This window comes from Thermodesulfovibrionia bacterium (assembly GCA_030646035.1).
GTDB lineage: Bacteria > Nitrospirota > Thermodesulfovibrionia > UBA6902 > UBA6902 > JACQZG01.
This window is the reverse complement of record JAUSMY010000008.1, coordinates 20413-43257: the sequence shown is the minus strand read 5'-3', so window position 1 is coordinate 43257 and position 22845 is coordinate 20413. Positions and strand designations below refer to the sequence as shown.

Below are 22845 nucleotides of genomic sequence, written 5' to 3'. Positions count from 1 at the left end.
AAATAGATCAATCCTTACAGGGGGATATAATGGCGAGAAGAGCAAAGGTTGAGAGAAAGACAAAAGAGACGAACATCAAGGCGAGCATTAATCTTGACGGCAAGGGCACTTATAAAGTAAACACATCCATCCCTTTTGTTGACCACATGCTGAACCTTATGTCAAAGCACGGCCACCTGGATCTCACTGTAGATGCAAATGGCGACATTGATGTTGATTATCATCACCTCATAGAAGACCTCGGCATCGTCCTCGGCGCTGCGATAAAAGACGCGCTCGGGAATAAAGAGAGCATAAGAAGATACGGCGAATCACTTACTCCGATGGATGAGTGCCTCGCGCAGATCGCTATTGACCTGAGCGGAAGGCCGTATCTTGTCTACAACGTTAAGCTTCCAAAAGGCGGGAGGAAGATAAAGGATATCGATGTCTCTCTGTTCGAGGACTTCTTCAGGTCGGTCTCAAATTCAGCAGGCATGAACCTGCATATAAATCTCAGCTACGGCCGTGACCTTCACCACATATTTGAAGCGATATTCAAAGGCTTCGGCAGGGCGCTCCAGTCAGCTGTCAAGATACATCCCAATACAAAGGGCGTGCCTTCGACTAAAGGGACGCTTTAAGAACAAGCCCGACGAGTCATCCTTAAAACCGCTAAGCTTGCTGCTTGTTGAAAAACTGCTCCGCAGGACAGCCGAGTTCACGCTGCTTGCAGTATTTGCAGGCTATTTTACTCCTGACGATGTAATTGCCGCCGAAGGATAACGCCACAAGTGCCGCGAGCATCATAGCCATGCTCAATGAGAAACCTCGGATCAGGAGCGCAATCCCTATGACAAGCGGGATCAGTAACAAAAATATATCAGGCAGCAACTCTTTCCACGATATACATTTGGAAGTAAACCGCTTCGGATCTCCCTGCTTGAAAAGGAGCGTGGCTACTTTGCCCCTGCCGAAAGCGCACCATTTGCCGTAGTAGCAGCAGTCAACACAGCTCATTTTCATAACATGGATCTCGACGCCGAGACAGTAAAGCAAATAGAGCGCAGCCATAATATACCCAAAGCCGGAAAGGATGACAGCGCCAAGGGCATAGATCGAAACATTCACCAGAACCGCGAAGAGAACCATCGAAAAAGGGAAATTCTCATATGGTTTTACAAACCCCACAATCGCCTCCATTTACAACTCAACCATGTATTATCTGAACTACTGAGTAAAAGTAGCATACATTCAACGAGTGGTCAATGGAAAATTAATTCTGGCAGACGATAATATAATGTGGTAAAATTTACGCATTCTTCAGAATTAATCTCTTAAAGAAAGGAGTATCAATATGAGCATTAAAAGAATCGGAATACTTACAAGCGGCGGAGATTGCGGAGGCATTAACGGAGTTATCAAAGGCGCTGCACAGATGGCGAATTCCATGGGCATCGAGGCGGTCATTATTCCTAACGGCTATGCCGGGCTGTACAACCTCATTGATATGGAGAAGGTCGTTGTTCTCACACCTGAGAGGCTTGATCTGATCCAGGCTGATATGGCCGGTTCCGAAGCGGGAAATTCAAGGGTAAAGGTCAAGAAGATCGAAGACGAGCATAAGTATGAGAGGATCAAAAAGGGGCTGGAGAAGTTCAATATAGGCGGGCTTGTCATAAGCGGGGGCGATGATTCAGGCAGTGTGATGGTTGACCTTGCCGCTCAGGGGATCGCCTGCGTGCATGCTCCAAAGACCATGGACCTTGATTTACAGACCTACAGCGTTGGCGGCGATTCAGCCATCAACAGGATCGCGACCTTTGTAAGGGATCTTAAGACCACGGGCAATACTCACAATCGTGTTATCGTGTTTGAGGCGTTCGGCAGGTACGCCGGGCATACAGCCTTCAGGGGCGGAATCGGCGGTGATGCTGACTGTATCCTGATACCTGAGATACCGGTTGATTTTGATATCGTATACGCGCATGTGAAGCAGAGGTTCCTTGCGAGGATAGAGCGCAGCGATGTGAAGGCAGGCACATATTCCATCGTAGCTGCGGAAGGTGTGACTACTGCAACAGGGGAATTGCTCTATGATGAGTCAGCAGGCGTTGATGCTTTCGGGCATAAAAAACTCGCAGGCGCTGGAAAGTATGTGAGGCAGCAGATCGAGAAGAGGATGAAGGAAGACCCTGATATCAAGGAGTTCATGAAGAGGGTCGGCATGTTTGTGCCGGGCGTTTACAAGATACCGGAAGTGAGGGAAGTGACACCGGGGCATCTGGTGCGTTCGGGCGCTTCATCAGCTTATGACACCAACTTCGGCAAAGAGGCAGGAGGCGCGGCAGTCATACTCTTAACAAAAGGGCTTGGCGGAAATACAGTAGTCAAGGTACAGGGGACAAAGATATCTTACAAGCCTACGGCAGAGGTGATTAAGCAGAGGCATGTCAGCCTCGATATCGTCTCTTTCTATGAGACGCTCGGAGTCTGTTTCGGCAGAAAGCCGGAAGCTTATAATCCTGAAGTATCAGAAGAGAAGGGCGAGATTGAGAGGATGCATTAAACGCTGATAGTCAAAAAATATAAAGCCCGCCCCGAAGTTTCGAGGCGGGCTTTCTTGTTTCTATAATTATCCTAAAACATTATCCGCAACTTTCTTTTCAACAGCAACGACCTTCATATTCTTGTTAACGTAATCTTTAGTGTTTCCGACTTTCAATTTATTAAAGAGGAGATCGAACTTGTCCTCAAGCTCTTTCATTATGGGTGTTTTTACTTCTGCCGGCAGGTTCCACCACTTCTTCTTCAAAGTGCCGAATCCCTTCTTGCGGGTGCTGTAAAAGAACTGCTCCTCTGTCTGCCCCTCTTTCCTCTCCTTTGCGCATTCAGTCTTCAGATATTCATAAACATCGTTCTTGAATGAAGCGGGAAGAGAAGGGCTGTCGTATATGATGTTCTGGAAACCTGTTGCAAGGTGGACTTCTGAGGTGCCTGTCTCAGGGAACATGTGGAATGCTTCATCAGGAAGTGTGGATGCGCCGTGCTGAACTGCGCCTGAAAGACCGTACTCTTTTCTTGCGACATCAGACATCTCTCTCAATGTCTCAAAAGCGATCTTTACCTGCGCGAGCGATCCGTCAGGAAGCACGACCCCGCCGTGGGATGTGCCTGTCTGTACGCTGAGCTTGCTTACGCCTTTGCCTGCCTTCATCGTCTCTTTGAAGCCGTCAAGATACGCCCTCAGTTCTTCTGATGTGCTGTTCTTGCCGCCTATCTCTCCTATCTCGCCGCCTATTGAAACTGTAACGCCCGCAGGCTCGATCCCTCTTATATGCGCCGCAAGGTCAGCGGCAGCTTCAAAGTTCGGCCTCTGCTCTTCCTTAAGGTCTTTCTTATCAAGGTCAACAAGTGTGGATGTGTCAAGGTCTATGTTGTAGAATTCCGCTTCAACAGCTTCCTTGATAAGCCCTTTCACATATTCTGTCTCAGGTTTGGGGTCGGCAAGGTAATTTTTTCTTATGAGCTGAAAGTGGTCGCCCTGTATGAATACCGGGCCTGTATATCCCTCTTTGACCGCTGCTGCAAGCACAACAGCAGAATACTCAAGAGGCTTCTGTTTTGTGTAGCCTATCTCTGAACGGGCTATCTCAAATATCATAGCTCCGACATTCATTTGGTTCGCCTTCCTGAAGATCACTCTGGCGACGTCATATGTGAGCCCTCTTATATTTATGGCAGGTACGGTAAACCCCGGGTAGCTTCTTCCCATCTCCTCATAGATCGACTGGATAGAAGACGGCACAGCTCCCATCTTCTTGGCTATCTCGATAACAAGCCTCAAAAGGTCTTTCTTCTGCGCATCATCTGCGGTAAAGACAGCCTCATAAATAAGGCCATCCATAATGTCCCTTACTGCTTTGGCGTCTTTAATCTCCACCTTTCCGCCTGAAACAGAGACACATCCCTTTACCTTCTCAAGTATTGATGACATTGCTCATCCTCCTTTATTATTGTAATGAAGTATTATGTTGCTGAATGAATTTATTCAGGACAATTTATAAGATTTCTATACTTTACACCAGATTTTGGAAATTATAAAGACTGTTATGTCTATATGGCATATAAAGAGCGATAAATGCTAAAATTTCCCATCATGAAAAAGGCGCTGCTTTTACTCTCCCTCTTCTTTTTTGCCAGTTATGCCGATGCTGATGACCTGAATATTTTAAAGCTCAGGTCGAGCCGTCATTCTGATTTTCAGAGGATAGTACTGGAAGGGCCTGAAGGCCTTATCGCAAAGTCTATCGTGAGCCAGAGGGCAAACAACATCCATGTTGCGTTCCCTGGATCTGCATTTGAAATATCTGAGCAGAATGTTGATGTTAAATATAAAAAACTCGATGATGCGATACTCTTTTCACCCGGTAATTTCACAGCTTTCAAGGCATTTATTCTCAAAGACCCTGACAGGCTCGTGATCGATGTTTCTCAGGAGATCGTGGCTAAGGTCAGTAATGAGAAAGGTGTTTCTCACAAGTCCAAAACTGTTGTGATTGACCCCGGCCACGGAGGGCCTGATTACGGGATTGTGAAAGGCGGTTTTAATGAGAAGAATGTTGTTCTTGATATCGCAAAGAGAATAAATCTTCTCGCGCTGGAGAATAAATTGAGATCTTCTCTGACGAGATCGGGTGATAATTTCATATCGGTCAGTGACAGAGTAAACGCGGCTGACAGCGAAGATGCTGATGTTTTTATAAGCCTGCATGTCGGCAATCATAAGGAGATAGTGCTTTATCTTCCTGTTGTCACAGAGATCCCTGCTGAAAATATCCTTCCTTATCTGGCCCATAGAGGGCAATATGATTATCAGGCAAAGACCAATGCCCTGCTTGAGGCGATACAGAACTCTCTTTCGGAGAAATTCAGCAGCGACATGATTATCGTAAGGCATCTGCCATACAACATTCTCTCTAACGTTGAGGCGGCAGCAATCATGGTTGAGCTGCCTTCATTTGAAGATGCTTCATACATAAATGAATTTGAGGCTGAGATAGCCGGAGCGATCTATAGAGGCATAACTAATTATGAAGAAAACGCAAAGAGATAAAAAAGGTTCTAAAGAGGGCGGCTCATGGAAGTTCTTCATCCTCATGATAGCGGTCTTGTTCATAACCGCAGGGGCGAGTTTTATCTATTTCAAGCCGAGATTCTCATTTGAGTCATCATTTATATCAGACATAACTTCCGGCAATAGAAAGACATCTGAAGAGACAGATAATACCGATCCCGGCAATCTTTACAAGGGGAGTTCCCCTGCTTCTTCTGAAGAGGGGGACAGGCAGGATTCAGTCCTCGTCATTGCTGAGGGTGTGATAAGGGAGTACATCAAGCCTTACAACACTCAGCTTCTGGATCTTTATGTGGACAAGACTGGAGTCATATACATTGACCTCGGCGACGGACTGCTCAAGAACTTCAAAGGGGATGCGATGGAAGAGTTCAATATTATCTCAGGCCTTTACGGCAAACTGAAGGCTGCTGTTCCGGGCTTTACGGCTATGAAGATACTGATTCAGGGCAAAGAGGCTGAGAGCCTTGGCGGCCATATTGATATATCAAAACCCATAGGAGAAGGAATTGCAGCCGCTATCAAGTAGCATGCCTATAGGCATATTCGATTCCGGGGTCGGCGGGCTCACGGTCATGAAAGAGGTGATGAAAGAACTGCCTCATGAGGACATTATATATCTTGGCGATACCGCAAGGGTTCCATATGGCGGCAGGTCTCCTGAGACGATCATAAAGTATTCAATTGAGAATGCCGAGTTCCTGGTATCAAAGGGGATTAAGCTTCTTATCGTTGCGTGCAATACGTCTTCTGCCGTCAGCCTTGATATTCTTTCAGAGAGGATGCCGGTTCCGGTGATAGGGGTTGTGAATCCGGGGGCGCGGGCTGCCGCGTCAAAGACAAAACATAAAAGAATTGCAGTAATAGGGACAGAGACTACCATCAGGAGCGGGTCTTACATTAAGGCGATAAAAGCTATAGACAGCTCCATAGAAGTGACCGGCATCGCCTGCCCGCTTTTTGTGCCGCTTATAGAAGAGGGATGGATTAACGGCGAGGTCGTGACACTTGTTGTTCAGAAGTACCTGTCATCTTTGACCCGGAGCGGTGCTGATGCCCTTGTTCTTGGATGCACGCATTATCCCATGATTAAAGATATAATAGCCGGTGTCGTTGATATCCCGCTGATAGATTCTGCAATAGAGACAGCCAGGGAGGCACGGCTTATACTGCAAGAGAAGGGGATGCTCCGCAATAATAATAGCATTCCTTTCCGTGATTTTTTTGTCACTGACGCGCCTGAGAAATTCACTGAAACAGGAAGACGTTTTCTGGGTCATGATATATTTAACATTTCAAAAATAGAACTTGGAGGATGATATAATGCGCCCGGATAACAGAGCTGCTGATGAACTGCGGAAGATCAAACTGAGGAGACACTTTATAAAGGCTGCTGAAGGTTCTGTGCTGATAGAGATGGGCGGGACAAGGGTCATCTGCAACGCCTCTATTGAAAAGAAGGTGCCGCCTTTTCTCAAAGGCAAGGGCAAGGGATGGGTAACTGCAGAGTATGCAATGCTCCCGAGGTCCACAGCCACAAGGACATTCAGGGAATCATCCAAGGGCAAGGTTGGCGGCAGGACACATGAGATACAGAGGCTGATTGGCAGGTCCATGAGGTCTGTCGTTGACCTTGACGCGCTGGGAGAGATAACTATCTGGCTTGACTGCGATGTGATACAGGCTGACGGAGGCACAAGGACCGCTTCAATAACAGGCGCGTTTGTAGCGCTCAAAGACGCTGTAGCATATGCCATCAGGACAGGCATGATAGAGAAGAATCCGATCAAGGATTATGTTGCAGCTGTCAGCGTGGGGATAGTCGAGGGAGAGCCGAGGCTGGACCTTTCATATGTTGAAGATTCAGCAGCAGAGGTGGATATGAATATCGTTATGACAGGTTCAGGCAAGTTCATAGAGATACAGGGCACGGCAGAGACCGAGCCTTTTGACAACAAGCAGTTTCAGAAGATGCTTCACCTCGCCAATTCCGGCATCACTGAGTTAATTGCCATTCAGAAGAAGGCGCTGAAGGATAAGTTTTAGGGTTGTCCGTTTATATCTATGGAATACCAGAGCATAAAGAATTGGCCTGAGGATGAGAGGCCGAGAGAGAGGCTTCTGAAGTTCGGAGCTGATGAACTTAGCACCGCGCAGTTGATGGCGATCATTCTGAGGACAGGCGGCAGGCAGAAGAGCGCGCTTGAACTTTCGAGGGAGCTTCTGACGCAGTTCAATAGTGTGAAGGAGATAGAAGGCGCTTCATTGGCCGAGTTTTCAAAGATAAAAGGCATCGGCAGCGCAAAGCTCGCCCAGCTTAAGGCTGCTTTTGAGCTTGGACGGCGGCTGATGTCAAGCGAGGCAGAAGGCGGAGAGAGCAAGCCGTCTTTTAAGAAGAGCAGCGATGTGTTTGATTATTACAGGCCTAAATTTTACGGCCTTAAGAAAGAGAGGTTTATCTGCGCCCTGCTCGATACGAAGAACAGGATATTCAAGGAGACGCTTGTATCCGAGGGCACGCTGACATCTTCACTTGTTCATCCGAGGGAGGTATTCAGGAGCGCGATAAAAGAGGCGTCAGCCTCTGTGCTCTTTCTCCATAATCATCCGAGCGGCGATACGACACCGAGCAGGGATGATATAGCGATCACAGAGCGTCTCGTTCAGACAGGAAAGATCGTCGGCATAGAGGTTCTTGACCATATAATTATTTCAGACAGCGGGTATCTGAGCCTTTTTGAACAGGGGTATATAAATTCAAAATAAAGAATTAAAAATCAAACTATAAATAAAAACACGGAGGAGAAATGGCAGCGATCAAGAGGGCGCTTTTAAGCGTCTCAGACAAGAACGGCATTGTTGAATTTGCAAAGGAGTTAAGCACGCGCGGGGTTGAGATACTCTCAACAGGCGGTACTGCAAAAACTTTAAAGGACGCAGGGGTAAAGGTAAAGGATGTTTCCGAGCATACGGGATTTCCTGAGATGATGGACGGCAGGCTCAAGACGCTCCATCCGAAGATACATGGCGGACTGCTCTGGAGAAGGGATAATGCAAAGGACAAGGAAGAGATCGAGAAGCACGGCATCTCATCCATAGACATGGTCGTTGTCAACCTCTATCCCTTTGAACAGACGGTGTCAAAACCCGGAGTTTCACTTGAGACCGCAATCGAGAATATAGACATTGGCGGGCCCACGATGATAAGGGCGGCTTCAAAGAATTTCAGGGATGTGGCTGTTATAGTTGACCCGGCTGATTACGCAAAGGTGCTTGATGAGATGAAGTCAGGCAACGGAGAGGTAAGTTATGAAACTAAATTCTATCTTGCCAAAAAAGTTTTTTCACATACAGCTCAGTATGACACGCTCATATCCAATTACCTTAACAGTCAGGGCGAACAAACTGAGACATTCCCGCAGAATTTCAACAAGAGCTACAGAAAGATATCTGATGTGAGATACGGAGAGAACCCGCATCAGAAGGCGGCTGTTTACAAGGAGCCGCTTTACAGCGGGCTTTCGCTTGTTGACGCAAAGATACTTCAGGGCAAGGAGATGTCCTTCAACAATTATCTTGATTCAAGCGCGGTCATAGACCTTGCAAAGGAGTTTAATGAACGGCCGACTGCTGTCATAGTTAAGCACAATAATCCCTGCGGAGTTGCATCTGCTGACACGCTGAGCGAGGCGTATAGAAAGGCATTTGAGACAGACCCTGTTTCAGCATTCGGAGGCGTAATATCGCTGAACAAAAAAGTTGACGAGGCAACGGCAAAAGAGATACTCAACCTCTTTATCGAGATAATCATTGCTCCGGGCTTTGATGATGCGGCATTGAAACTAATAAGCACAAAGCCGAATATCAGGCTTCTTGAGCTTGACATATCAAAGGATGTCACCGGCTTTGAGATGAGAAAGATACAGGGCGGGCTGCTTCTTCAGGAGAAGGACAACGGCATGATAAATGAGCTGAAGTCCTGCAAGGTCGTCACAAAGAGGGCGCCGACTGATGAAGAGTATGCGGCAATGGCATTTGCATGGAGGGTCTGCAAGCATATGAAGTCCAATGCGATAATTTACGCATCAAAGGATCAGACCCTCGGCATAGGCTGCGGCCAGACAAGCAGGGTTGATTCTGCAAGGCTTGCTGCCATGAAGGCCGGCAATTACAATGTATCTCTTAAAGGTTCTGCTGTTGCGTCTGATGCGTTCTTTCCTGCCAGAGACGGCATTGAGGTTGTAGCTATGGCGGGTGCGACCTCGATCATACAGCCGGGCGGTTCGATAAAGGACAGCGAGACGATTGCCGCGGCTGATGAGCATAATGTGGCTATGATATTTACAGGCATGAGGCATTTCAGGCATTAACATATTTTTTCTGTTTAGGAGGCAATAATTTGAAGGTTCTTGTAGTAGGAAGCGGCGGCAGGGAGCACGCCCTTGTCTGGAAGCTTAAACAGAGCACAAGAGTGGATAAAATATTCTGCGCCCCGGGCAATGCAGGGATAGCTCAGCAGGCAAAGTGTATAAATATAAAAGCTGATGACATTGACTCGCTCCTTAACTTTGTGAAATATGAAGGCATTGACCTCACAGTTGTAGGTCCTGAAGATCCGCTTACAAAAGGGATAGTGGATGCTTTTGAGAAAGAGGGAAGGCTGATCTTCGGCACCAATAAAAAGGCGTCACAGTTTGAAGGGAGCAAGGTCTTTGCAAAGGACTTCATGCTCAAGTACGGGATACCGACTGCTGAATACAAGACATTCACAACTCTGACAGAAGCAGAAGACTATGTAAGATTGAAAGGCGCACCGCTGGTTATCAAGGCCGACGGCCTTGCCGCAGGCAAAGGCGTTATCATAGCAGAGACGGTCAATGAAGCCATGGATGCGTTAAAGATGATCATCTTTGACAGGAAGTTCGGCAAGGCAGGCAACAGGGTAATTATTGAGCAATGTTTAAGAGGTGAAGAGGCATCTTTCATGGTCTTAATAGACGGCAAGAACATTCTTCCGCTTGCCTCTTCGCAGGACCACAAGAGAATATTTGATAATGACGCAGGGCCTAATACAGGCGGCATGGGCGCATACAGCCCCGCGCCTGTAGTGACAGAAGAGCTTCAGAAGCAGATCATGGATACAGTGATGGCTCCGTTCATGGAAGGGCTCATAAGGGAAGAGATAAATTACAGGGGCGTTCTGTATGCCGGGATAATGGTGTGCGACGGGAAGCCTTATGTGCTTGAGTATAACTGCCGTTTCGGAGACCCTGAGGCACAGCCGATACTTATGCGACTCGAGACTGATCTTTATGATCTGATGAAGGCGACTGCACAGGGCAGGCTCAATGAGATAGATATTTCATGGAAGGATGATACATCTATATGCGTGGTGCTCTCTGCCAAGGGTTATCCTGATTCATATGTGAAGGGCAGGGTGATAAACGGCCTTGATTCCTTAAAGGGGCGTGATGATGTCTTTGTCTTTCATTCCGGCACCAGCCGTAATGATAAAGGTGATATAATTACATCAGGCGGCAGGGTACTTGGTGTGACAGCGCTCGGCAGTGACATTCAGAGCGCAAAGGAGAATGCTTACAGAGCGGTAGAGGCTATCGATTTTGAAGGCATGCACTACAGAAAAGATATAGGTGATAAGGCGATAAACAGATAATAGACAGGAGACCAGATATGAAAGAAAAAGTATTGATAATCATGGGAAGTGATTCCGACCTGCCGGTAATGGAGAGGGCAGCCAAGCTCTTAAGGGAATTCAAGATATCTTTTAAGATGACTGTCGCATCCGCGCACAGGACACCTGAGCGGGCGGTAAAGCTGGCTGTTGAAGCAGAAGGCAATGGCATAGAAGTGATAATAGCAGGTGCGGGCAGCGCAGCGCATCTTGCCGGTGTCATAGCGGCTCATACAACGCTCCCTGTTATTGGCGTGCCGATAGACTCTTCACCGCTTAAAGGCGTTGATGCCCTCTACTCAACTGTCCAGATGCCTCCAGGCATTCCCGTTGCTACGATGGCGTTAGGAAGTGCAGGCGCTACGAACGCCGCCATCTTTGCTGCCCAGATAATGCAGTTCAATAACGCCGGCCTGGCCAAAGCGCTTAAGGCCTACAAAAAGAAGATGGTAAAAGAGGTTTTAAAAAAGGCAAAGAAGGTCGAGAGAAAGTAATTTGTAATGAGCATACTTAAAGAAATTCTCAGATATAAGGCCGAGGAACTAAAGGCGACAAAGCGAGCCGTTCCTATGGCAGAGCTTAAGGCCATTGCGAATGATTTCAGGAAGACAAGGTCTTTCAAGTCTGCTGTTAAGCGGAAGAATGGCGGCCTTGTGAATCTGATAGCTGAGATAAAGAAGGCATCACCGTCAAAAGGGCTTATAAGGGAAGATTTTGATCTTCATGGGATCATCTCTGTTTACGATATGAATGATGTAGCTGCTATCTCTGTGCTTACTGAAGAACGTTATTTTCAGGGTAAGATAGATTACCTGAAGAGCGTCAGGCAAGAGACAGACAAGCCGCTGCTTAGAAAAGATTTCATTTTTGATGATTATCAGATTTACGAGGCAAAGGCATACGGTGCAGATGCAATACTGCTTATAGCTGCGGCGCTCGAAAGATCTCAGCTTCAGGATCTTATGGGACTTGCAAAAGAGCTCTCTTTGGATTGTCTCGTTGAAGTGCATGACTATAAGGAATTGGACACAGCTCTGTATTGCAAGTCTGAGATCATAGGTATTAACAACAGAAACTTAAAGACATTGGATATAGACCTAAATACTACTTTTGATATTCTTAAAGATATTCCTGATGATAAGATCATTATCAGCGAGAGCGGCATTGAGACGAGGGCTGATGTCGAATCTCTTGAAAGAAGCAAGGCAGATGCGATGCTTATAGGCTCTGCTTTTATGAAGTCTCATGACATAAGGGCAAAGATCAATGAACTTCTTGGAAGGACATCTTAAATAAATGTCTGGTATAATGAACATAATCTGAGGAAACATTATGAAAAAACTTATTGATAAAGCAAACATACTTATCGAATCCCTGCCGTATATAAAGAAGTTTTACGGAAAGACTTTTGTTATAAAATACGGCGGCGCTGCGATGGTGGATGAAAAGCTGAAGGACGCATTTGCCCAGGATATCGTTCTTATGAACTTCATAGGCATACGGACTGTCATTGTACATGGCGGCGGGCCGAAGATAAACAGCATCATGAAGAAGATGGGCAAGGAACCCTCATTTATTCAGGGACAGCGGGTCACTGATGAAGAAACTATAGATATTGTAGAGATGGTGTTGGGCGGGCTGATAAACAAACAGATCGTCACTCTAATAAACAGTCATGGCGGCAATGCGATCGGTTTAAGCGGTAAAGACGGGAATCTCATTAAGGCAAAAAAGAAGATCATTAAAAAAATATCGCCTGAAACTGGAGTTTCTGAGATTATCGATATCGGGCTTGTCGGTGAGGTTGAGATGGTCAACCCGAAGATACTTTTGTCTATGGAAAGGGACAGCTTTATACCTGTCATTGCGCCCATCAGCGCAGGACACAAAAACGAGACACTGAATATCAATGCTGATTATGTCGCCGGGATGATTGCTGCGGCCTTGAAGGCGGAAAAGCTGATCCTGCTAACAGATACCGAGGGTGTATTGGACAAGGATAATAAGCTGATCTCAACTTTGGACAAAAAGAAAGTAAAATCACTTGTTGCTAAAAAGATCATTAAGGGAGGCATGCTTCCAAAAACTCAGGCATGTCATACTGCATTAGACGGCGGGGTCAAGAAGACACACATAATTGACGGCCGGCTGCCTCACGCGCTTTTACTGGAGATATTTACAGAGGAAGGTATCGGAACAGAGATTGTGATGTAGTTTTGTGCTATAAAAGCTATAAAATAATTAAATCTTGATCCTTCTCAAAACCCCGACTACTTTACCGACTATCCTGCACTCTTTTTGAAGTTTGACCTTAGGATATTCAGCATTATCACTTATAAGATAGATTTCTTCTTCTTTTTTTCTGTACCTTTTCAGCATGGATTCGCCCCATTCGTTCAGTACCACAACAACGTCCCCATCCTGAATCTTCTCATCGGGCAAAAATATTATATAATCGCCTTCCCGCATTGTAGGAGACATGCTTTCCCCCTTCATGATCAGAGAATAAGCATGCTCAGGGATATCCTGCAAACAAATATAGCTTACTATCTCCTTTGAAGCGTCCCTGGGAAAATCAGCAGATATCTTATTAAGCACAGGGGTCCTGAAGACAGATATCCCTTTTGGTTTAGGCAAATTCTCAATATTCGCCTCTCCTCCGGATAAAAGCCAGCCGGGGTCACAATCAAGAATGGTTGAAATTTTTGACAGAAGCTCAGCATCAGGAGTTCTGTGGCCATTTTCATACTTGTTCAGAGTTGGATAAGCTATGCCTAATTTTTTGGCGAGTTTCTCCTGTGTAAGCTTCATCCCCTTTCGGGCTATTTTCATTCTTTGACCTAATTCTTTTCCCATATGATTATCTGACTTGACAATTTATGTCTGTACGATTATAATCTCTTCATTGAAATGATTTATGTTAATTAAAGGTAATGGAATCATGAAAAAAACAATAAAAATTCTACTCATCCAGAAAGACATAAAGCAGGCAGACATAGCAAGAAAACTGGGAGTATCAAATGTTGCCGTTTGCAATGTCATAAAAGGTGCCTGCGAATCAAAGCGCATCAAATGGGCAATAGCTAAAGAATTAGGTAAAAAAGTGGAAGAACTGTGGCCTGACAGCGAAAAGGCCGCGTGATTAATATACGGTTTAGTAATCAATTTAATTGATTGTAAGAAGTCAAATAGTATTGTATTAATCAAGTAGTCAAATATGATTTGTGTTAATTGTATGTTTTTTTTGTGAAGAAAGTGTGAATTTATTACTATATGGCTAACATAATACTTTTTATTATCCTATCTATTTTCATTGTTTTGTCGCCTTCTGCAGGTTCTGGATATGACACAACCTCTGATTTTATATGGGAATACTCAAGCCATGGAATTAAAGACACTGAGCTTCTGAATATATCTATAACACCTGACAATCCTAATAAAATCTTTGTTAGTTCGTACGATACGATTTACTTAACTTATGACAGCGGGGTGAACTGGAAAGAGATATTATCGTTCAAAGGAACAGGCAATACGATAAACTCTGTCACGCTATCTTCTGAAGATCCGAAAATAGTTTATATAGGAACAAGTGGTGGACTGTACAGAAGTAAAGATGAAGGTTACAGTTGGGAAGAATTATTTAAAGGAAGTGGAACTCTTGAAAATGCAGTGTTATCAGTTGCCGTCCATCCTGATAATGATGAGATCATTTATATTGGGGTTAAAGCAGGCCTTTTCAGGACTGATAATAAGGGGAAAGATTGGTTGAAGATCCTATCATTGCCATCAAAAAATGGCGTATCAATCATCTCTATTAATAATATTGATCCAAATATCATATATGCCGCATCAGGGAATGACCTATACAGAAGTGAAGACAGCGGCATGAACTGGGCTCTGATTTACAGAACCGGCTATTACACAGAAAAAAGCAGCGACGAACTTGAATTATCAGACCAAGATGATACGACCGATATAGATATTCTATATTCAATGTTGATCAAATCAGTAGCGCTTAGCACTCATGAAATAAATGTTATCTATATAGGTACTTTTGAAGGATTGTTAAAAAGTGATGATAGAGGAGAGACCTGGAGTAATGTTAGCGATTTCGGACAGCTAAGCCGAAACATAAACCACATTATTGTTAATCCCGATGATACAGACATCCTATATTCTGCTACTGACAGAGGAGTATTTAAATACTCAAGACAATCTGACAGATGGGAAGAACTTTACAAAGGGATTAAGGCAACTGCTATAAATCGTCTGGCAACTGTCTCGTCATCTATGAAAGATTCCGTCACCTTATGGGCAGCCACTGATAAAGGTGTATACAAGACCGTCCGCAAACCAGCACATTCATTTCATAAAGATAATAACCTTATCGCAGAGAACTATCTATCCTATTTTGATAATGAGCCGAGCATAGAAGATATTCAGAAAGCTGCAATCGAATATGCCGAGGTAAATCCAGATAAGATAAGAAAATGGAGTGATGCTGCAGCAAGAAAGGCCTGGCTTCCTGACCTGAAGATAGATTATGGCATAGGAAAAAACTGGCAGAGCAGCACATATTTTTACAGCACATCATCTGAGAAATACAAAGACGATGATGTTACAGATGGAAAAGATGACGGGTGGTCGATCTCAATGACCTGGGAATTGGGGGATCTGATATGGAACAGCGACCAAACATCGATAGATACAAGATCAAGATTGATGACACAGCTTAGAGATGATGTACTGAATGATGTCACAAGGCTTTATTATGAAAGACGCAGGCTCCAGATTGAAATACTGCTTTACCCTCCTGAATTAATAGAGGAGAAAATAGAAAAAGATCTTAGACTTGAGGAACTTACGGCTGATATTAACGCAATGACCGGTTATTCGCTGTCAAATAAACTATCAAATGAGGAATGAACTAAAGACTGGCCTATGAGAATAAGAAATATTATGCAGACAAGAATTCCATTTATATTTCTATCTGGGATATTGGTATTCCTGGTCTTTGTCACTTCATCTGAAGCATCTCTTATTGACAGAGGGAACGGCCTGATATACGATGATACGCTTAATATAACCTGGCTGCAGGATGCCAATTACTCAGGCCAAACAATGACCTGGGAGGAAGCCAATGCCTGGGCTGCAGCCCTTATCTTCCAAAGTTTTGACGACTGGAGACTTCCTGATTCAGACAGTTGTTCAGGCTCAGGTTGTTCAAGCAGTGAGATGGGGCATTTATACGTATCAGCCGGTATCACATCAGATTCTCCGGGCTCTTTTATAAATGTAAAGCCATTCATGTACTGGTCGTCAACTGAGTATGCTGCAAACAATTCTCAGGCATGGCGTTACAGCTTTAAATATGGCACCCAGGGAGTAAGTGATAAAGGATTAACCAGATATGCCTGGGCTGCACGGGATGGCGACTCTATGCCTTCAATGGCGCCTGAACCTTCCACAGCTGTCTTGTTTTCCAGCGGCATCGCAACATTGTTCGGGTTAAAAAGGAGAGCAATATATCGAATCATAAAAAGGAAGTGAACGCGGATTCGTTTAATGCTAATTTCATTCGTCTTTAAGACGAACTAACACAGTCCCAAAAGGAGGCAACACAGGATGAAAAAGATAACAGCAGTATTTTTAGCAATGGTTTTAATCATGTTTTTTGTTGTTTCAGTTAATGCTTCTGAGAAAAAGAGTTCAGGGGCAAGGCAGATTACCGGAAGTGTTTCTGATGTTAACGCAGCTAACAACACAGTTACAGTAAAAAAGAAAGACACAGTTATCATTTTAACTACTGATGATAAAACAAAGGTAGCACAATGTAATGAAGGCGTATCAATCAACGATATAAAGGTCGGAGACAAGATTACAGCCAGCTACAAGGAAGCCGGAGAAAGCAATGCGGCGCAATCGATTACCGTTACAAATAAATAAAATAATCATCCAAACACAAAATCCCTCCCTGTTAAAAGGGGAGGGATTTTGTAGCAGTCCTAAATATCTGCAAAATATTTATCAGAACTTCATTCTTACCTTATAATTGAGTTTAAATTCTTTATCTTTGGGAACATGGATATTGAATTCTGCTGTGAATGCTTCTGTCTTATTGTAATCATGGGATGAGCTTATCATCTTCCAGTCACCCTGGACCGGCTCAACAACTTTTACAACAATATCTTCTTTCTTGTGGTTCCTGAGCGATATCTCATATCCGGCTTCATAAGTATCATAAGCTATCTTTTCCCAGCTTGTCTGCTTCCTGCTGCCGACAACATCAAATGCATCTCCGAGCTTCACCTTTATCTTCTCATCTTTCGGGGTATGGTCGATAGAGTCCTCCCCAACGAACTGGAGGCTCCCTTCATTATCGTTCTTATATATCCTGATCGTGCCTTTAGGCAGAGGAATCCCCAGATTGTGCTTTTCCATGTTGGCTATCTCAACGTAAACTCCAACCTTCTGGTTTGATAAAGGCTGCCCATACTGTGTGCGGTAGTAATATGCCGCTCCCTGAAAAATAAATTCTTTTTTCACTGGAATATCATCAGCGGTAACAAGGCTTATCTGTTTTGTCTGGTTGTTCTTGATGGTTGAATTTCGCTGAAGTGTATATATGTGATACTCAAAGAACGCATCTTCCTTGAACTGCTCCTCTGATACCATAGCCTTTGCCGCATACATCATCCTTTCATCATATTCACGTTCATCTTTTACCCTGTTCACATCACCTGCAACAAGCTTCAGCTTTGCATCCTTATATGTAGTGCCGCTCATGTTTTCTATAGTCACCCATCCTGAGAGGTTAGCCATATCATCTTTATCATTAAGCGTTACCACGTAATCAGCGCGCCAGTTGATTCCGTTTGTAAGATAGGATGCCTCGACCTTTTGTTTTGAAGGGAGCGTGTTCTCAAACATCCATACGAGTGTGGGCTTTGAGATAAGGTCATCAGGTACTTCAGGGAATATGACTCTGCCAGGGTAGTTGAATGTTATTTCATCACCTATTTGATATATGACCCCTCCGTTATCCGAAAGAAGCGTGGCATCTACAATATCTTCCCTTTCGGTATAAGGGTTTTTATTGAATAGCTTCACCTTCTTCCCGACGTACTTATCCATAAGCTTCTGCGGATTAAGCAGGTCATATTCGTAATTCTGTTCAAGTATGTTGAAGCTGTTTGCGTCTATCAGTGACCTTATTGATACGCTTGTCGGGATGATGCCTGAGGCCACATCCATAAACCTGAGATTTCCTATCCCCCTATCCAGCGTCAGTTCCCTCACATCTTTAACAAGCCCCAGGTTAACGTTATAAACGGTAAGGGCTATTCCTACCTGATCATCAATCCCGGTAGAAATTGTCTTAAGCTCTGAATCATTCCTTATTGCCCCAACCGTACTGCTGCCTACCGAAATAAATAAAACTAAAAATAGTGTGATTAACAGGATGTTATGTCTATGAAAAATTCTTTCTCTCATTGTGCGCCTCCTTTATGGCTATCGCCGGTCAGGTATGGAGAAAAAAGCTTCTTATTATTTGCCTTCAGATATGCCTCTTCAGGATTGATTATTTTATGCATTAAATACTTCATTATCTCTTCGTCCATTATCTGCATTTGTTCCTGCTTCGAAGTCTGCATGACAGAAGGGATCTGATATGTCTTGCCCTCCCTGATAAGGTTTGAGACCGCATAGTTTACAAAAAGCACTTCCACTGCAACGATCCTTCCTGTCTTATCAGCCCTCTTAAGGAGCTGCTGGGCAACTATCCCTTTAAGCGTATCTGCGAGCATTGTGCGTATCTGTGCCTGCTTACCTTCAGGAAATACATCAATGATCCTGTCCACGCTCTGCGCGGCAGAAGGCGTATGCAGGGTCGCAAAGACAAGCTGCCCTGTCTCTGCGGCAGTTATTGCGAGCTCGATAGTCTCAAGGTCTCTCATCTCGCCGACAAGGATAACATCAGGATCCTCCCTAAGCGATGCCCTTAAGGCATTTGCAAAAGAATTAGTATGGGCGCCAAGTTCCCTCTGGTTTATAAGACAATTTTTGTTTTTATAGGCGAACTCAATAGGGTCTTCAATTGTAATAATATGATCTTTTCTGGTCTCATTTATATGATCTATTATTGAAGCGAGTGTGGTAGATTTACCGCAGCCTGTGGGGCCTGTTACAAGCACAAGGCCGTTGCTCATGTCTGCGAACCTTAGGATATGTTCAGGAAGCCCAAGCTCTTTAACAGAAGGTATGCGTACAGGCACGATCCTGAATGCCGCGCAAATCCCTCGGTTGCCGATATAGTAATTTACCCTGAATCTTGGGCCTGACGGCACCTCAAAAGAAAAATCCAGCTCTTTTCTTTTGATAAAAATATCTTTTTGACCCGCAGTAATAATCTCAAAAAGCATATCCTGAAGAATGTCATTGAGCAATATTTCATCTTCTATCGCAATAAGCTCGCCTTCCTTCCTCATAGTCGGCTTTGCACCGGAACCAAGGTGCAGGTCGCTGGCTTCATTCTGGAGAACGATTTTAAAATATTTATCTATCTTAGCCATGAAAAATTCCTGCTTGCCGGTTGTATTTAATACGTGGTTTATCTAAATGACATTTCATGCTTAATAATTATCATAATATACAAGATATTTCAAATTATTATTACAACCTTTTGATAATATGGATTTATCTGCGAGGGGTTATTTTTCGAATCTTTCCTTTACTGCAGCTTCTTTCTCTTTCGCTACTACAACAAGGGTGTAATTTTCAGGGTGGAGATATTTATGTGCGACTCTCAGCAACTCTTCTTTTGTTACACTGTTTATCAATTTAGGGTAGTTATCAATATAATCAGGTCCGAGGCCGTAGTATTCAACGGCAACAAGGAAACCCGCTATGCGAGAGCTCGTCTCGATCTTCATCGGAAAACTGCCGGTAAGAAACGACTGCGCATCAGAAAGTTCCATATCAGAAACAGGCTCGCTTCTTATCTTATTAATCTCCTTCAGTACTTCATCGATAGCCGTATTGGCTGATTCATTTTTTGTCTGCAGGCCGACCTGGAAACTGCCGCTGTATTTATCAGGTTCAAAGAAACTGTGAATGTCATAGACAAGGCCTTTATCTTCGCGTATGTTCTGCATAAGCCTTGAGCCAAAACCGCCTCCGCCCAAGATATAGTTCATGACTGATAAAGCATAATAATCCGGATTGTCCCTGCTGACTCCCAGATGCCCGAGAATAATAGTTGCCTGTGTGAGGTCTTTGTCTATGGTTATAACTTTCCGTTCTCTCTGCATAACAATATTTTGTAAAGACGGAGGGGCTATCTTCCTGTTTTTCCATTGTGCAAAATATTTATTTATCAGAGATTCAGCTTCTTCAGGTGTAACATCGCCTACTACAGCGATAACTGCGTTGTTAGGGGCGTAATATACGGAGTGAAAATCAATAAGATCATTTCTGGTTATATTATCAAGAGTCTCAGCTGAACCGGCAACGAGCCTGCCGTAGGGATGTGTACCAAAGATCGCTTTTTTGAAATCCCTTGATGCGATGAACCCTGGATCCTCTTCCTGGGCTATTAATCCCGCCTTGGTACGCTCTATCTTCTTCTTCAGCTCATCTTCCGGAAAGACCGGATTCAGGATAATATCTGAAAGAAGGTCAAAACCAAGGTTTAGATCTTTCTTTAGAACAGAAAGGCTGACTGTTATATAATCTTCGCCGCCTGACGCGCCGACCGATCCTCCTACGAACTCGATCTCTCCGCTGACCTGCTGGGCGGTTCTGTTCTTTGTCCCTTCACTCAGCATGTTCGCGACCAGATCCGCAAGCCCTGCCTTTGCTTCAGTCTCATAGAGACTGCCTGCGCTGATTCCTACGGAAACCTTTACAACAGGGAGGTTATGCCTTTCAACGATCATCAAGGTCAGGCCGTTCTCAAGCACCTTTCTCTTTACATCAAGAGCGAACAATGAAGGGTTGAAAATCAATAATGCAAAATGCAAAATTAATGTAATAAAAATTATTTTCCGCAATCTCTCAATTCTCATTCTTCACTTCTCTCTTTACCGGTATCAATATACCTACCGTCCTTTGGTCTTCTACAATATATTTTTTAGCAACCCGCTGAACATCTTCGGGGCTGACTTTTCTGATCCCTTCAATATACCTGTCTTTCAATCTCCAGTCTCCGAGCATTTCAAATTCAGCAAGTATCATCGCCTGATAAAATATGGAGTCCTGGTTCATGATGAAATCTGACTCGATCTGGTTCTTTGCCTTCATTATTTCCAGTTCTGTAGGCGGCGTTTCTTTTATCTTCTCGACCTCTGCATATAAGGCATTTTCAACATTCTCTATCTTCTTACCTGGCAGTGAAGTGCCGTATAGATAAAACAGGAAAGGAAATTTATCCAGATTGCTGTAGCCGGCTCCTGCCGAAAGCGCTATACGCTGTTCATCTATCAGGCTTTTGTATATCCTTGCGCTCTTCCCGCCTGAAAGCACTCCGGCAAGGACATCAAGCGCATAGCTGTCATCATTAAGTATGTTGGGCGTTTTATACGCGCTCATGACATAAGGGAGCTCTGCTTCCTTTTTAACATAAACCCGTCTTTCACCCCTCTGCTCAGGTTCTGTGATGTTCATAGCCGGGATATCAGGCCCTCTCGGAATGTCTCCAAATTCTTTTCTTATCTTTTCCATAATGGACACAACATCAATATTGCCTGCAACAACTATGAAGGCATTGTTAGGCGAATAACGTGTTCTGTAATATGCCCAGAGATCATCCCGTGTTACTGTCTTCAAGTCCTCCATCCAGCCTATGACCGGCCATCTGTAAGGATGGTTCTTGAACGCAGCGGACAGCACTTCTTCATAAACAAGGTTCTGCGGGTCATCATCATAGCGCATCCTCCGCTCTTCCATTACAACATCCCTCTCGGAAAGGAATTCATCCGTCTCCATGATCAAATTCCGCATCCTGTCAGCTTCAAGCTCAATGGAAAGATGAAGCCTGTCAGGAGCAAGCTTCTGGTAGTAGTAGACAAAGTCCTTGCTTGTGCCGGCGTTGTCAACCCCGCCTGCTCTTTGTATTATTTTTGAAAATACTTTGGCGCCGTATTTGGGAGTGCCCTTGAACATCATATGCTCCAGCAGATGGCTCAACCCTGTCTTGCCGACCTGTTCATTAATAGAACCGGCGTCATACCAGATCTGGAAGACGGCGAGGGGAGCGTTAGTGTCTTTTATGGCAAAGACCTTAAGCCCGTTCTGAAGAACTTCTTCGTGTACTCTTGCGGTGTTTTCATCGCGTAACTCAGCAGCAGCAGAATGAAAGGAAAAGAAGAGTAATGTTATTGTTATTAATATTTTCTTCATGGGTATGAATGTTAACAAAGATATCTGACAAGGTCAATATAACAGACTTGTAAAGAAAGATTTAACCTTTGAATACCTGTTTCAGCTTAGATGCTAAAAAAAGGCAGCCGGATGGTTCCGACTGCCTTAAGATTAATATCTCACAGCTTAATTAATGCCTGCAGCTTCCATCTCTGCTGCCCATCCTCATCTGTGAATCTTTTGGCGCCTTTTCACGGATACTCTCTTTAAGGCTCTGTATCTCTCTTTCAAGTTTTGTGATGGCTGCTATGGTTGTGTCCGGATTACGCAGCGCTTCCCGGTACTCAAACTTCTTGTCATGCATCTCCTTTCTGAGCGAATATGTCTCATCAAGGAACTTCCGGCCTTCTTCATTGTCAATCCCGCACTGCCTGCCGCCGCATCCTGCGCCCATCATATCCCCGCCATCAAAGCCCTGTCCCATCTTGTGGCCTCCCCCGGAACCATGACCGTGGGCATAAACTACGGCACCAACGGCAAGCAAAGCTATCAGCGCCAATCCTGTTACAATTTTTTTCATACTCTTCACCTCCATTTTTGGTTTCTTAAGATTTCATGGTAATAATTTACTTTAAGAGCTTGAAGAAATGATGAAGGAAGCATGAATAATTCATGA

24 protein-coding genes are annotated in these 22845 nt (G+C 44.4%); 16 read left to right on the top strand and 8 right to left on the bottom strand.

Annotated elements, in window-relative coordinates; all coding sequences use genetic code 11:
• Positions 1-29 precede the first annotated feature (29 nt).
• Complete coding sequence (gene hisB, locus Q7U10_00540; GenBank protein ID MDO8281109.1) at positions 30-623, top strand: imidazoleglycerol-phosphate dehydratase HisB; 594 nt, start codon at positions 30-32, stop codon at positions 621-623.
• Between the two features lie 31 nt (positions 624-654).
• Here the strand turns inward: hisB and Q7U10_00535 are convergent, their stop codons facing one another.
• Positions 655-1170, bottom strand: a complete 516-nt coding sequence (locus tag Q7U10_00535) for a hypothetical protein (GenBank protein MDO8281108.1) — start codon at positions 1168-1170, stop codon at positions 655-657.
• A 172-nt stretch (positions 1171-1342) separates the two neighbouring features.
• Here Q7U10_00535 and Q7U10_00530 point away from each other — a divergent pair, with 172 nt between their 5' ends.
• Positions 1343-2548, top strand: coding sequence for a 6-phosphofructokinase (locus tag Q7U10_00530; protein MDO8281107.1), 1206 nt, complete (start codon positions 1343-1345; stop codon positions 2546-2548).
• A 66-nt stretch (positions 2549-2614) separates the two neighbouring features.
• Here Q7U10_00530 and Q7U10_00525 read toward each other — a convergent pair whose 3' ends face one another.
• Positions 2615-3976, bottom strand: a complete 1362-nt coding sequence (locus Q7U10_00525; protein ID MDO8281106.1) for a class II fructose-bisphosphate aldolase — start codon at positions 3974-3976, stop codon at positions 2615-2617.
• Between the two features lie 144 nt (positions 3977-4120).
• Here Q7U10_00525 and Q7U10_00520 point away from each other — a divergent pair, with 144 nt between their 5' ends.
• Genes Q7U10_00520 through argB form a run of 10 tightly spaced genes read left to right on the top strand, consistent with a single transcriptional unit; the run spans position 4121 to position 13022 of the window.
• Positions 4121-5095, top strand: coding sequence for an N-acetylmuramoyl-L-alanine amidase (locus Q7U10_00520; GenBank protein ID MDO8281105.1), 975 nt, complete (start codon positions 4121-4123; stop codon positions 5093-5095).
• Positions 5073-5645 (top strand): hypothetical protein, encoded by a 573-nt coding sequence (locus Q7U10_00515; protein MDO8281104.1) that lies wholly within the window; start codon positions 5073-5075, stop codon positions 5643-5645. The genes Q7U10_00520 and Q7U10_00515 overlap by 23 nt, the downstream gene beginning before the upstream one ends.
• A 1-nt stretch (position 5646) precedes the next feature.
• Entirely contained in the window at positions 5647-6435 is a 789-nt protein-coding gene (murI, locus tag Q7U10_00510) for a glutamate racemase (GenBank protein MDO8281103.1), read from the top strand.
• 4 nt (positions 6436-6439) lie between these two features.
• A complete protein-coding gene (rph, locus tag Q7U10_00505; GenBank protein ID MDO8281102.1) occupies positions 6440-7162 on the top strand; it encodes a ribonuclease PH in 723 nt (240 codons plus the stop codon).
• Positions 7163-7180: 18 nt separating this feature from the next.
• Positions 7181-7882 carry a DNA repair protein RadC gene (radC, locus tag Q7U10_00500; GenBank protein MDO8281101.1) on the top strand — a complete coding sequence of 234 codons (702 nt, stop codon included), beginning with the start codon at positions 7181-7183 and terminating at the stop codon, positions 7880-7882.
• 41 nt (positions 7883-7923) lie between these two features.
• Positions 7924-9486, top strand: a complete 1563-nt coding sequence (gene purH, locus Q7U10_00495) for a bifunctional phosphoribosylaminoimidazolecarboxamide formyltransferase/IMP cyclohydrolase (protein ID MDO8281100.1) — start codon at positions 7924-7926, stop codon at positions 9484-9486.
• 29 nt (positions 9487-9515) lie between these two features.
• Positions 9516-10790 carry a phosphoribosylamine--glycine ligase gene (purD, locus tag Q7U10_00490; GenBank protein MDO8281099.1) on the top strand — a complete coding sequence of 425 codons (1275 nt, stop codon included), beginning with the start codon at positions 9516-9518 and terminating at the stop codon, positions 10788-10790.
• Positions 10791-10807: 17 nt separating this feature from the next.
• Positions 10808-11302, top strand: coding sequence for a 5-(carboxyamino)imidazole ribonucleotide mutase (gene purE / locus Q7U10_00485; GenBank protein MDO8281098.1), 495 nt, complete (start codon positions 10808-10810; stop codon positions 11300-11302).
• 6 nt (positions 11303-11308) lie between these two features.
• Positions 11309-12100: an indole-3-glycerol phosphate synthase TrpC gene (trpC, locus tag Q7U10_00480; GenBank protein MDO8281097.1), complete on the top strand. Its 792-nt coding sequence runs from the start codon at positions 11309-11311 to the stop codon at positions 12098-12100.
• Positions 12101-12140: 40 nt separating this feature from the next.
• Positions 12141-13022: an acetylglutamate kinase gene (gene argB / locus Q7U10_00475; GenBank protein MDO8281096.1), complete on the top strand. Its 882-nt coding sequence runs from the start codon at positions 12141-12143 to the stop codon at positions 13020-13022.
• 27 nt (positions 13023-13049) lie between these two features.
• Here argB and Q7U10_00470 read toward each other — a convergent pair whose 3' ends face one another.
• Positions 13050-13664: an XRE family transcriptional regulator gene (locus tag Q7U10_00470; GenBank protein MDO8281095.1), complete on the bottom strand. Its 615-nt coding sequence runs from the start codon at positions 13662-13664 to the stop codon at positions 13050-13052.
• An 85-nt stretch (positions 13665-13749) separates the two neighbouring features.
• Here Q7U10_00470 and Q7U10_00465 point away from each other — a divergent pair, with 85 nt between their 5' ends.
• The 4 genes from Q7U10_00465 to Q7U10_00450 all read left to right on the top strand — a co-directional run bounded on the left by Q7U10_00465 (position 13750) and on the right by Q7U10_00450 (position 16754).
• Positions 13750-13950, top strand: a complete 201-nt coding sequence (locus tag Q7U10_00465) for a helix-turn-helix domain-containing protein (GenBank protein ID MDO8281094.1) — start codon at positions 13750-13752, stop codon at positions 13948-13950.
• A gap of 131 nt (positions 13951-14081) precedes the next feature.
• Complete coding sequence (locus Q7U10_00460; protein MDO8281093.1) at positions 14082-15734, top strand: YCF48-related protein; 1653 nt, start codon at positions 14082-14084, stop codon at positions 15732-15734.
• A 33-nt stretch (positions 15735-15767) separates the two neighbouring features.
• Entirely contained in the window at positions 15768-16358 is a 591-nt protein-coding gene (locus Q7U10_00455) for a DUF1566 domain-containing protein (protein ID MDO8281092.1), read from the top strand.
• A gap of 75 nt (positions 16359-16433) precedes the next feature.
• Positions 16434-16754, top strand: coding sequence for a hypothetical protein (locus tag Q7U10_00450; protein ID MDO8281091.1), 321 nt, complete (start codon positions 16434-16436; stop codon positions 16752-16754).
• Positions 16755-16835: 81 nt separating this feature from the next.
• On the opposite strand, the gene Q7U10_00445 is transcribed toward Q7U10_00450, so the two are convergent.
• From Q7U10_00445 to Q7U10_00425, 5 genes are all read right to left on the bottom strand, one after another.
• A complete protein-coding gene (locus Q7U10_00445) occupies positions 16836-18302 on the bottom strand; it encodes a DUF4139 domain-containing protein (protein ID MDO8281090.1) in 1467 nt (488 codons plus the stop codon).
• Positions 18299-19381 (bottom strand): type IV pilus twitching motility protein PilT, encoded by a 1083-nt coding sequence (locus Q7U10_00440; protein MDO8281089.1) that lies wholly within the window; start codon positions 19379-19381, stop codon positions 18299-18301. Before Q7U10_00440 ends, Q7U10_00445 begins: the two co-directional genes overlap by 4 nt.
• Before the next feature lie 138 nt (positions 19382-19519).
• On the bottom strand, positions 19520-20875 hold the full coding sequence (locus Q7U10_00435) for a pitrilysin family protein (protein ID MDO8281088.1): 1356 nt from the start codon (positions 20873-20875) through the stop codon (positions 19520-19522).
• Positions 20865-22208, bottom strand: a complete 1344-nt coding sequence (locus tag Q7U10_00430) for a pitrilysin family protein (protein ID MDO8281087.1) — start codon at positions 22206-22208, stop codon at positions 20865-20867. The genes Q7U10_00435 and Q7U10_00430 overlap by 11 nt, the downstream gene beginning before the upstream one ends.
• Before the next feature lie 151 nt (positions 22209-22359).
• The gene (locus tag Q7U10_00425) at positions 22360-22749 is read right to left on the bottom strand and encodes a hypothetical protein (GenBank protein ID MDO8281086.1); all 390 of its coding nucleotides are present in this window, start codon (positions 22747-22749) and stop codon (positions 22360-22362) included.
• Positions 22750-22845: the final 96 nt, after the last annotated feature.

Excerpts from the sequence above, each read along its gene's own strand:
- hisB (MDO8281109.1), top strand. The coding sequence starts at position 30 with ATGGCGAGAAGAGCAAAGGTTGAGAGAAAGACAAAAGAGACGAACATC.
- Q7U10_00525 (MDO8281106.1), bottom strand. The coding sequence starts at position 3,976 with ATGTCATCAATACTTGAGAAGGTAAAGGGATGTGTCTCTGTTTCAGGC.
- Q7U10_00520 (MDO8281105.1), top strand. The coding sequence starts at position 4,121 with ATGCTAAAATTTCCCATCATGAAAAAGGCGCTGCTTTTACTCTCCCTC.
- Q7U10_00515 (MDO8281104.1), top strand. The coding sequence starts at position 5,073 with ATGAAGAAAACGCAAAGAGATAAAAAAGGTTCTAAAGAGGGCGGCTCA.
- murI (MDO8281103.1), top strand. The coding sequence starts at position 5,647 with ATGCCTATAGGCATATTCGATTCCGGGGTCGGCGGGCTCACGGTCATG.
- rph (MDO8281102.1), top strand. The coding sequence starts at position 6,440 with ATGCGCCCGGATAACAGAGCTGCTGATGAACTGCGGAAGATCAAACTG.
- radC (MDO8281101.1), top strand. The coding sequence starts at position 7,181 with ATGGAATACCAGAGCATAAAGAATTGGCCTGAGGATGAGAGGCCGAGA.
- purH (MDO8281100.1), top strand. The coding sequence starts at position 7,924 with ATGGCAGCGATCAAGAGGGCGCTTTTAAGCGTCTCAGACAAGAACGGC.
- purE (MDO8281098.1), top strand. The coding sequence starts at position 10,808 with ATGAAAGAAAAAGTATTGATAATCATGGGAAGTGATTCCGACCTGCCG.
- trpC (MDO8281097.1), top strand. The coding sequence starts at position 11,309 with ATGAGCATACTTAAAGAAATTCTCAGATATAAGGCCGAGGAACTAAAG.
- argB (MDO8281096.1), top strand. The coding sequence starts at position 12,141 with ATGAAAAAACTTATTGATAAAGCAAACATACTTATCGAATCCCTGCCG.
- Q7U10_00470 (MDO8281095.1), bottom strand. The coding sequence starts at position 13,664 with ATGGGAAAAGAATTAGGTCAAAGAATGAAAATAGCCCGAAAGGGGATG.
- Q7U10_00465 (MDO8281094.1), top strand. The coding sequence starts at position 13,750 with ATGAAAAAAACAATAAAAATTCTACTCATCCAGAAAGACATAAAGCAG.
- Q7U10_00460 (MDO8281093.1), top strand. The coding sequence starts at position 14,082 with ATGGCTAACATAATACTTTTTATTATCCTATCTATTTTCATTGTTTTG.
- Q7U10_00455 (MDO8281092.1), top strand. The coding sequence starts at position 15,768 with ATGCAGACAAGAATTCCATTTATATTTCTATCTGGGATATTGGTATTC.
- Q7U10_00450 (MDO8281091.1), top strand. The coding sequence starts at position 16,434 with ATGAAAAAGATAACAGCAGTATTTTTAGCAATGGTTTTAATCATGTTT.
- Q7U10_00445 (MDO8281090.1), bottom strand. The coding sequence starts at position 18,302 with ATGAGAGAAAGAATTTTTCATAGACATAACATCCTGTTAATCACACTA.
- Q7U10_00440 (MDO8281089.1), bottom strand. The coding sequence starts at position 19,381 with ATGGCTAAGATAGATAAATATTTTAAAATCGTTCTCCAGAATGAAGCC.
- Q7U10_00435 (MDO8281088.1), bottom strand. The coding sequence starts at position 20,875 with ATGAGAATTGAGAGATTGCGGAAAATAATTTTTATTACATTAATTTTG.
- Q7U10_00430 (MDO8281087.1), bottom strand. The coding sequence starts at position 22,208 with ATGAAGAAAATATTAATAACAATAACATTACTCTTCTTTTCCTTTCAT.
- Q7U10_00425 (MDO8281086.1), bottom strand. The coding sequence starts at position 22,749 with ATGAAAAAAATTGTAACAGGATTGGCGCTGATAGCTTTGCTTGCCGTT.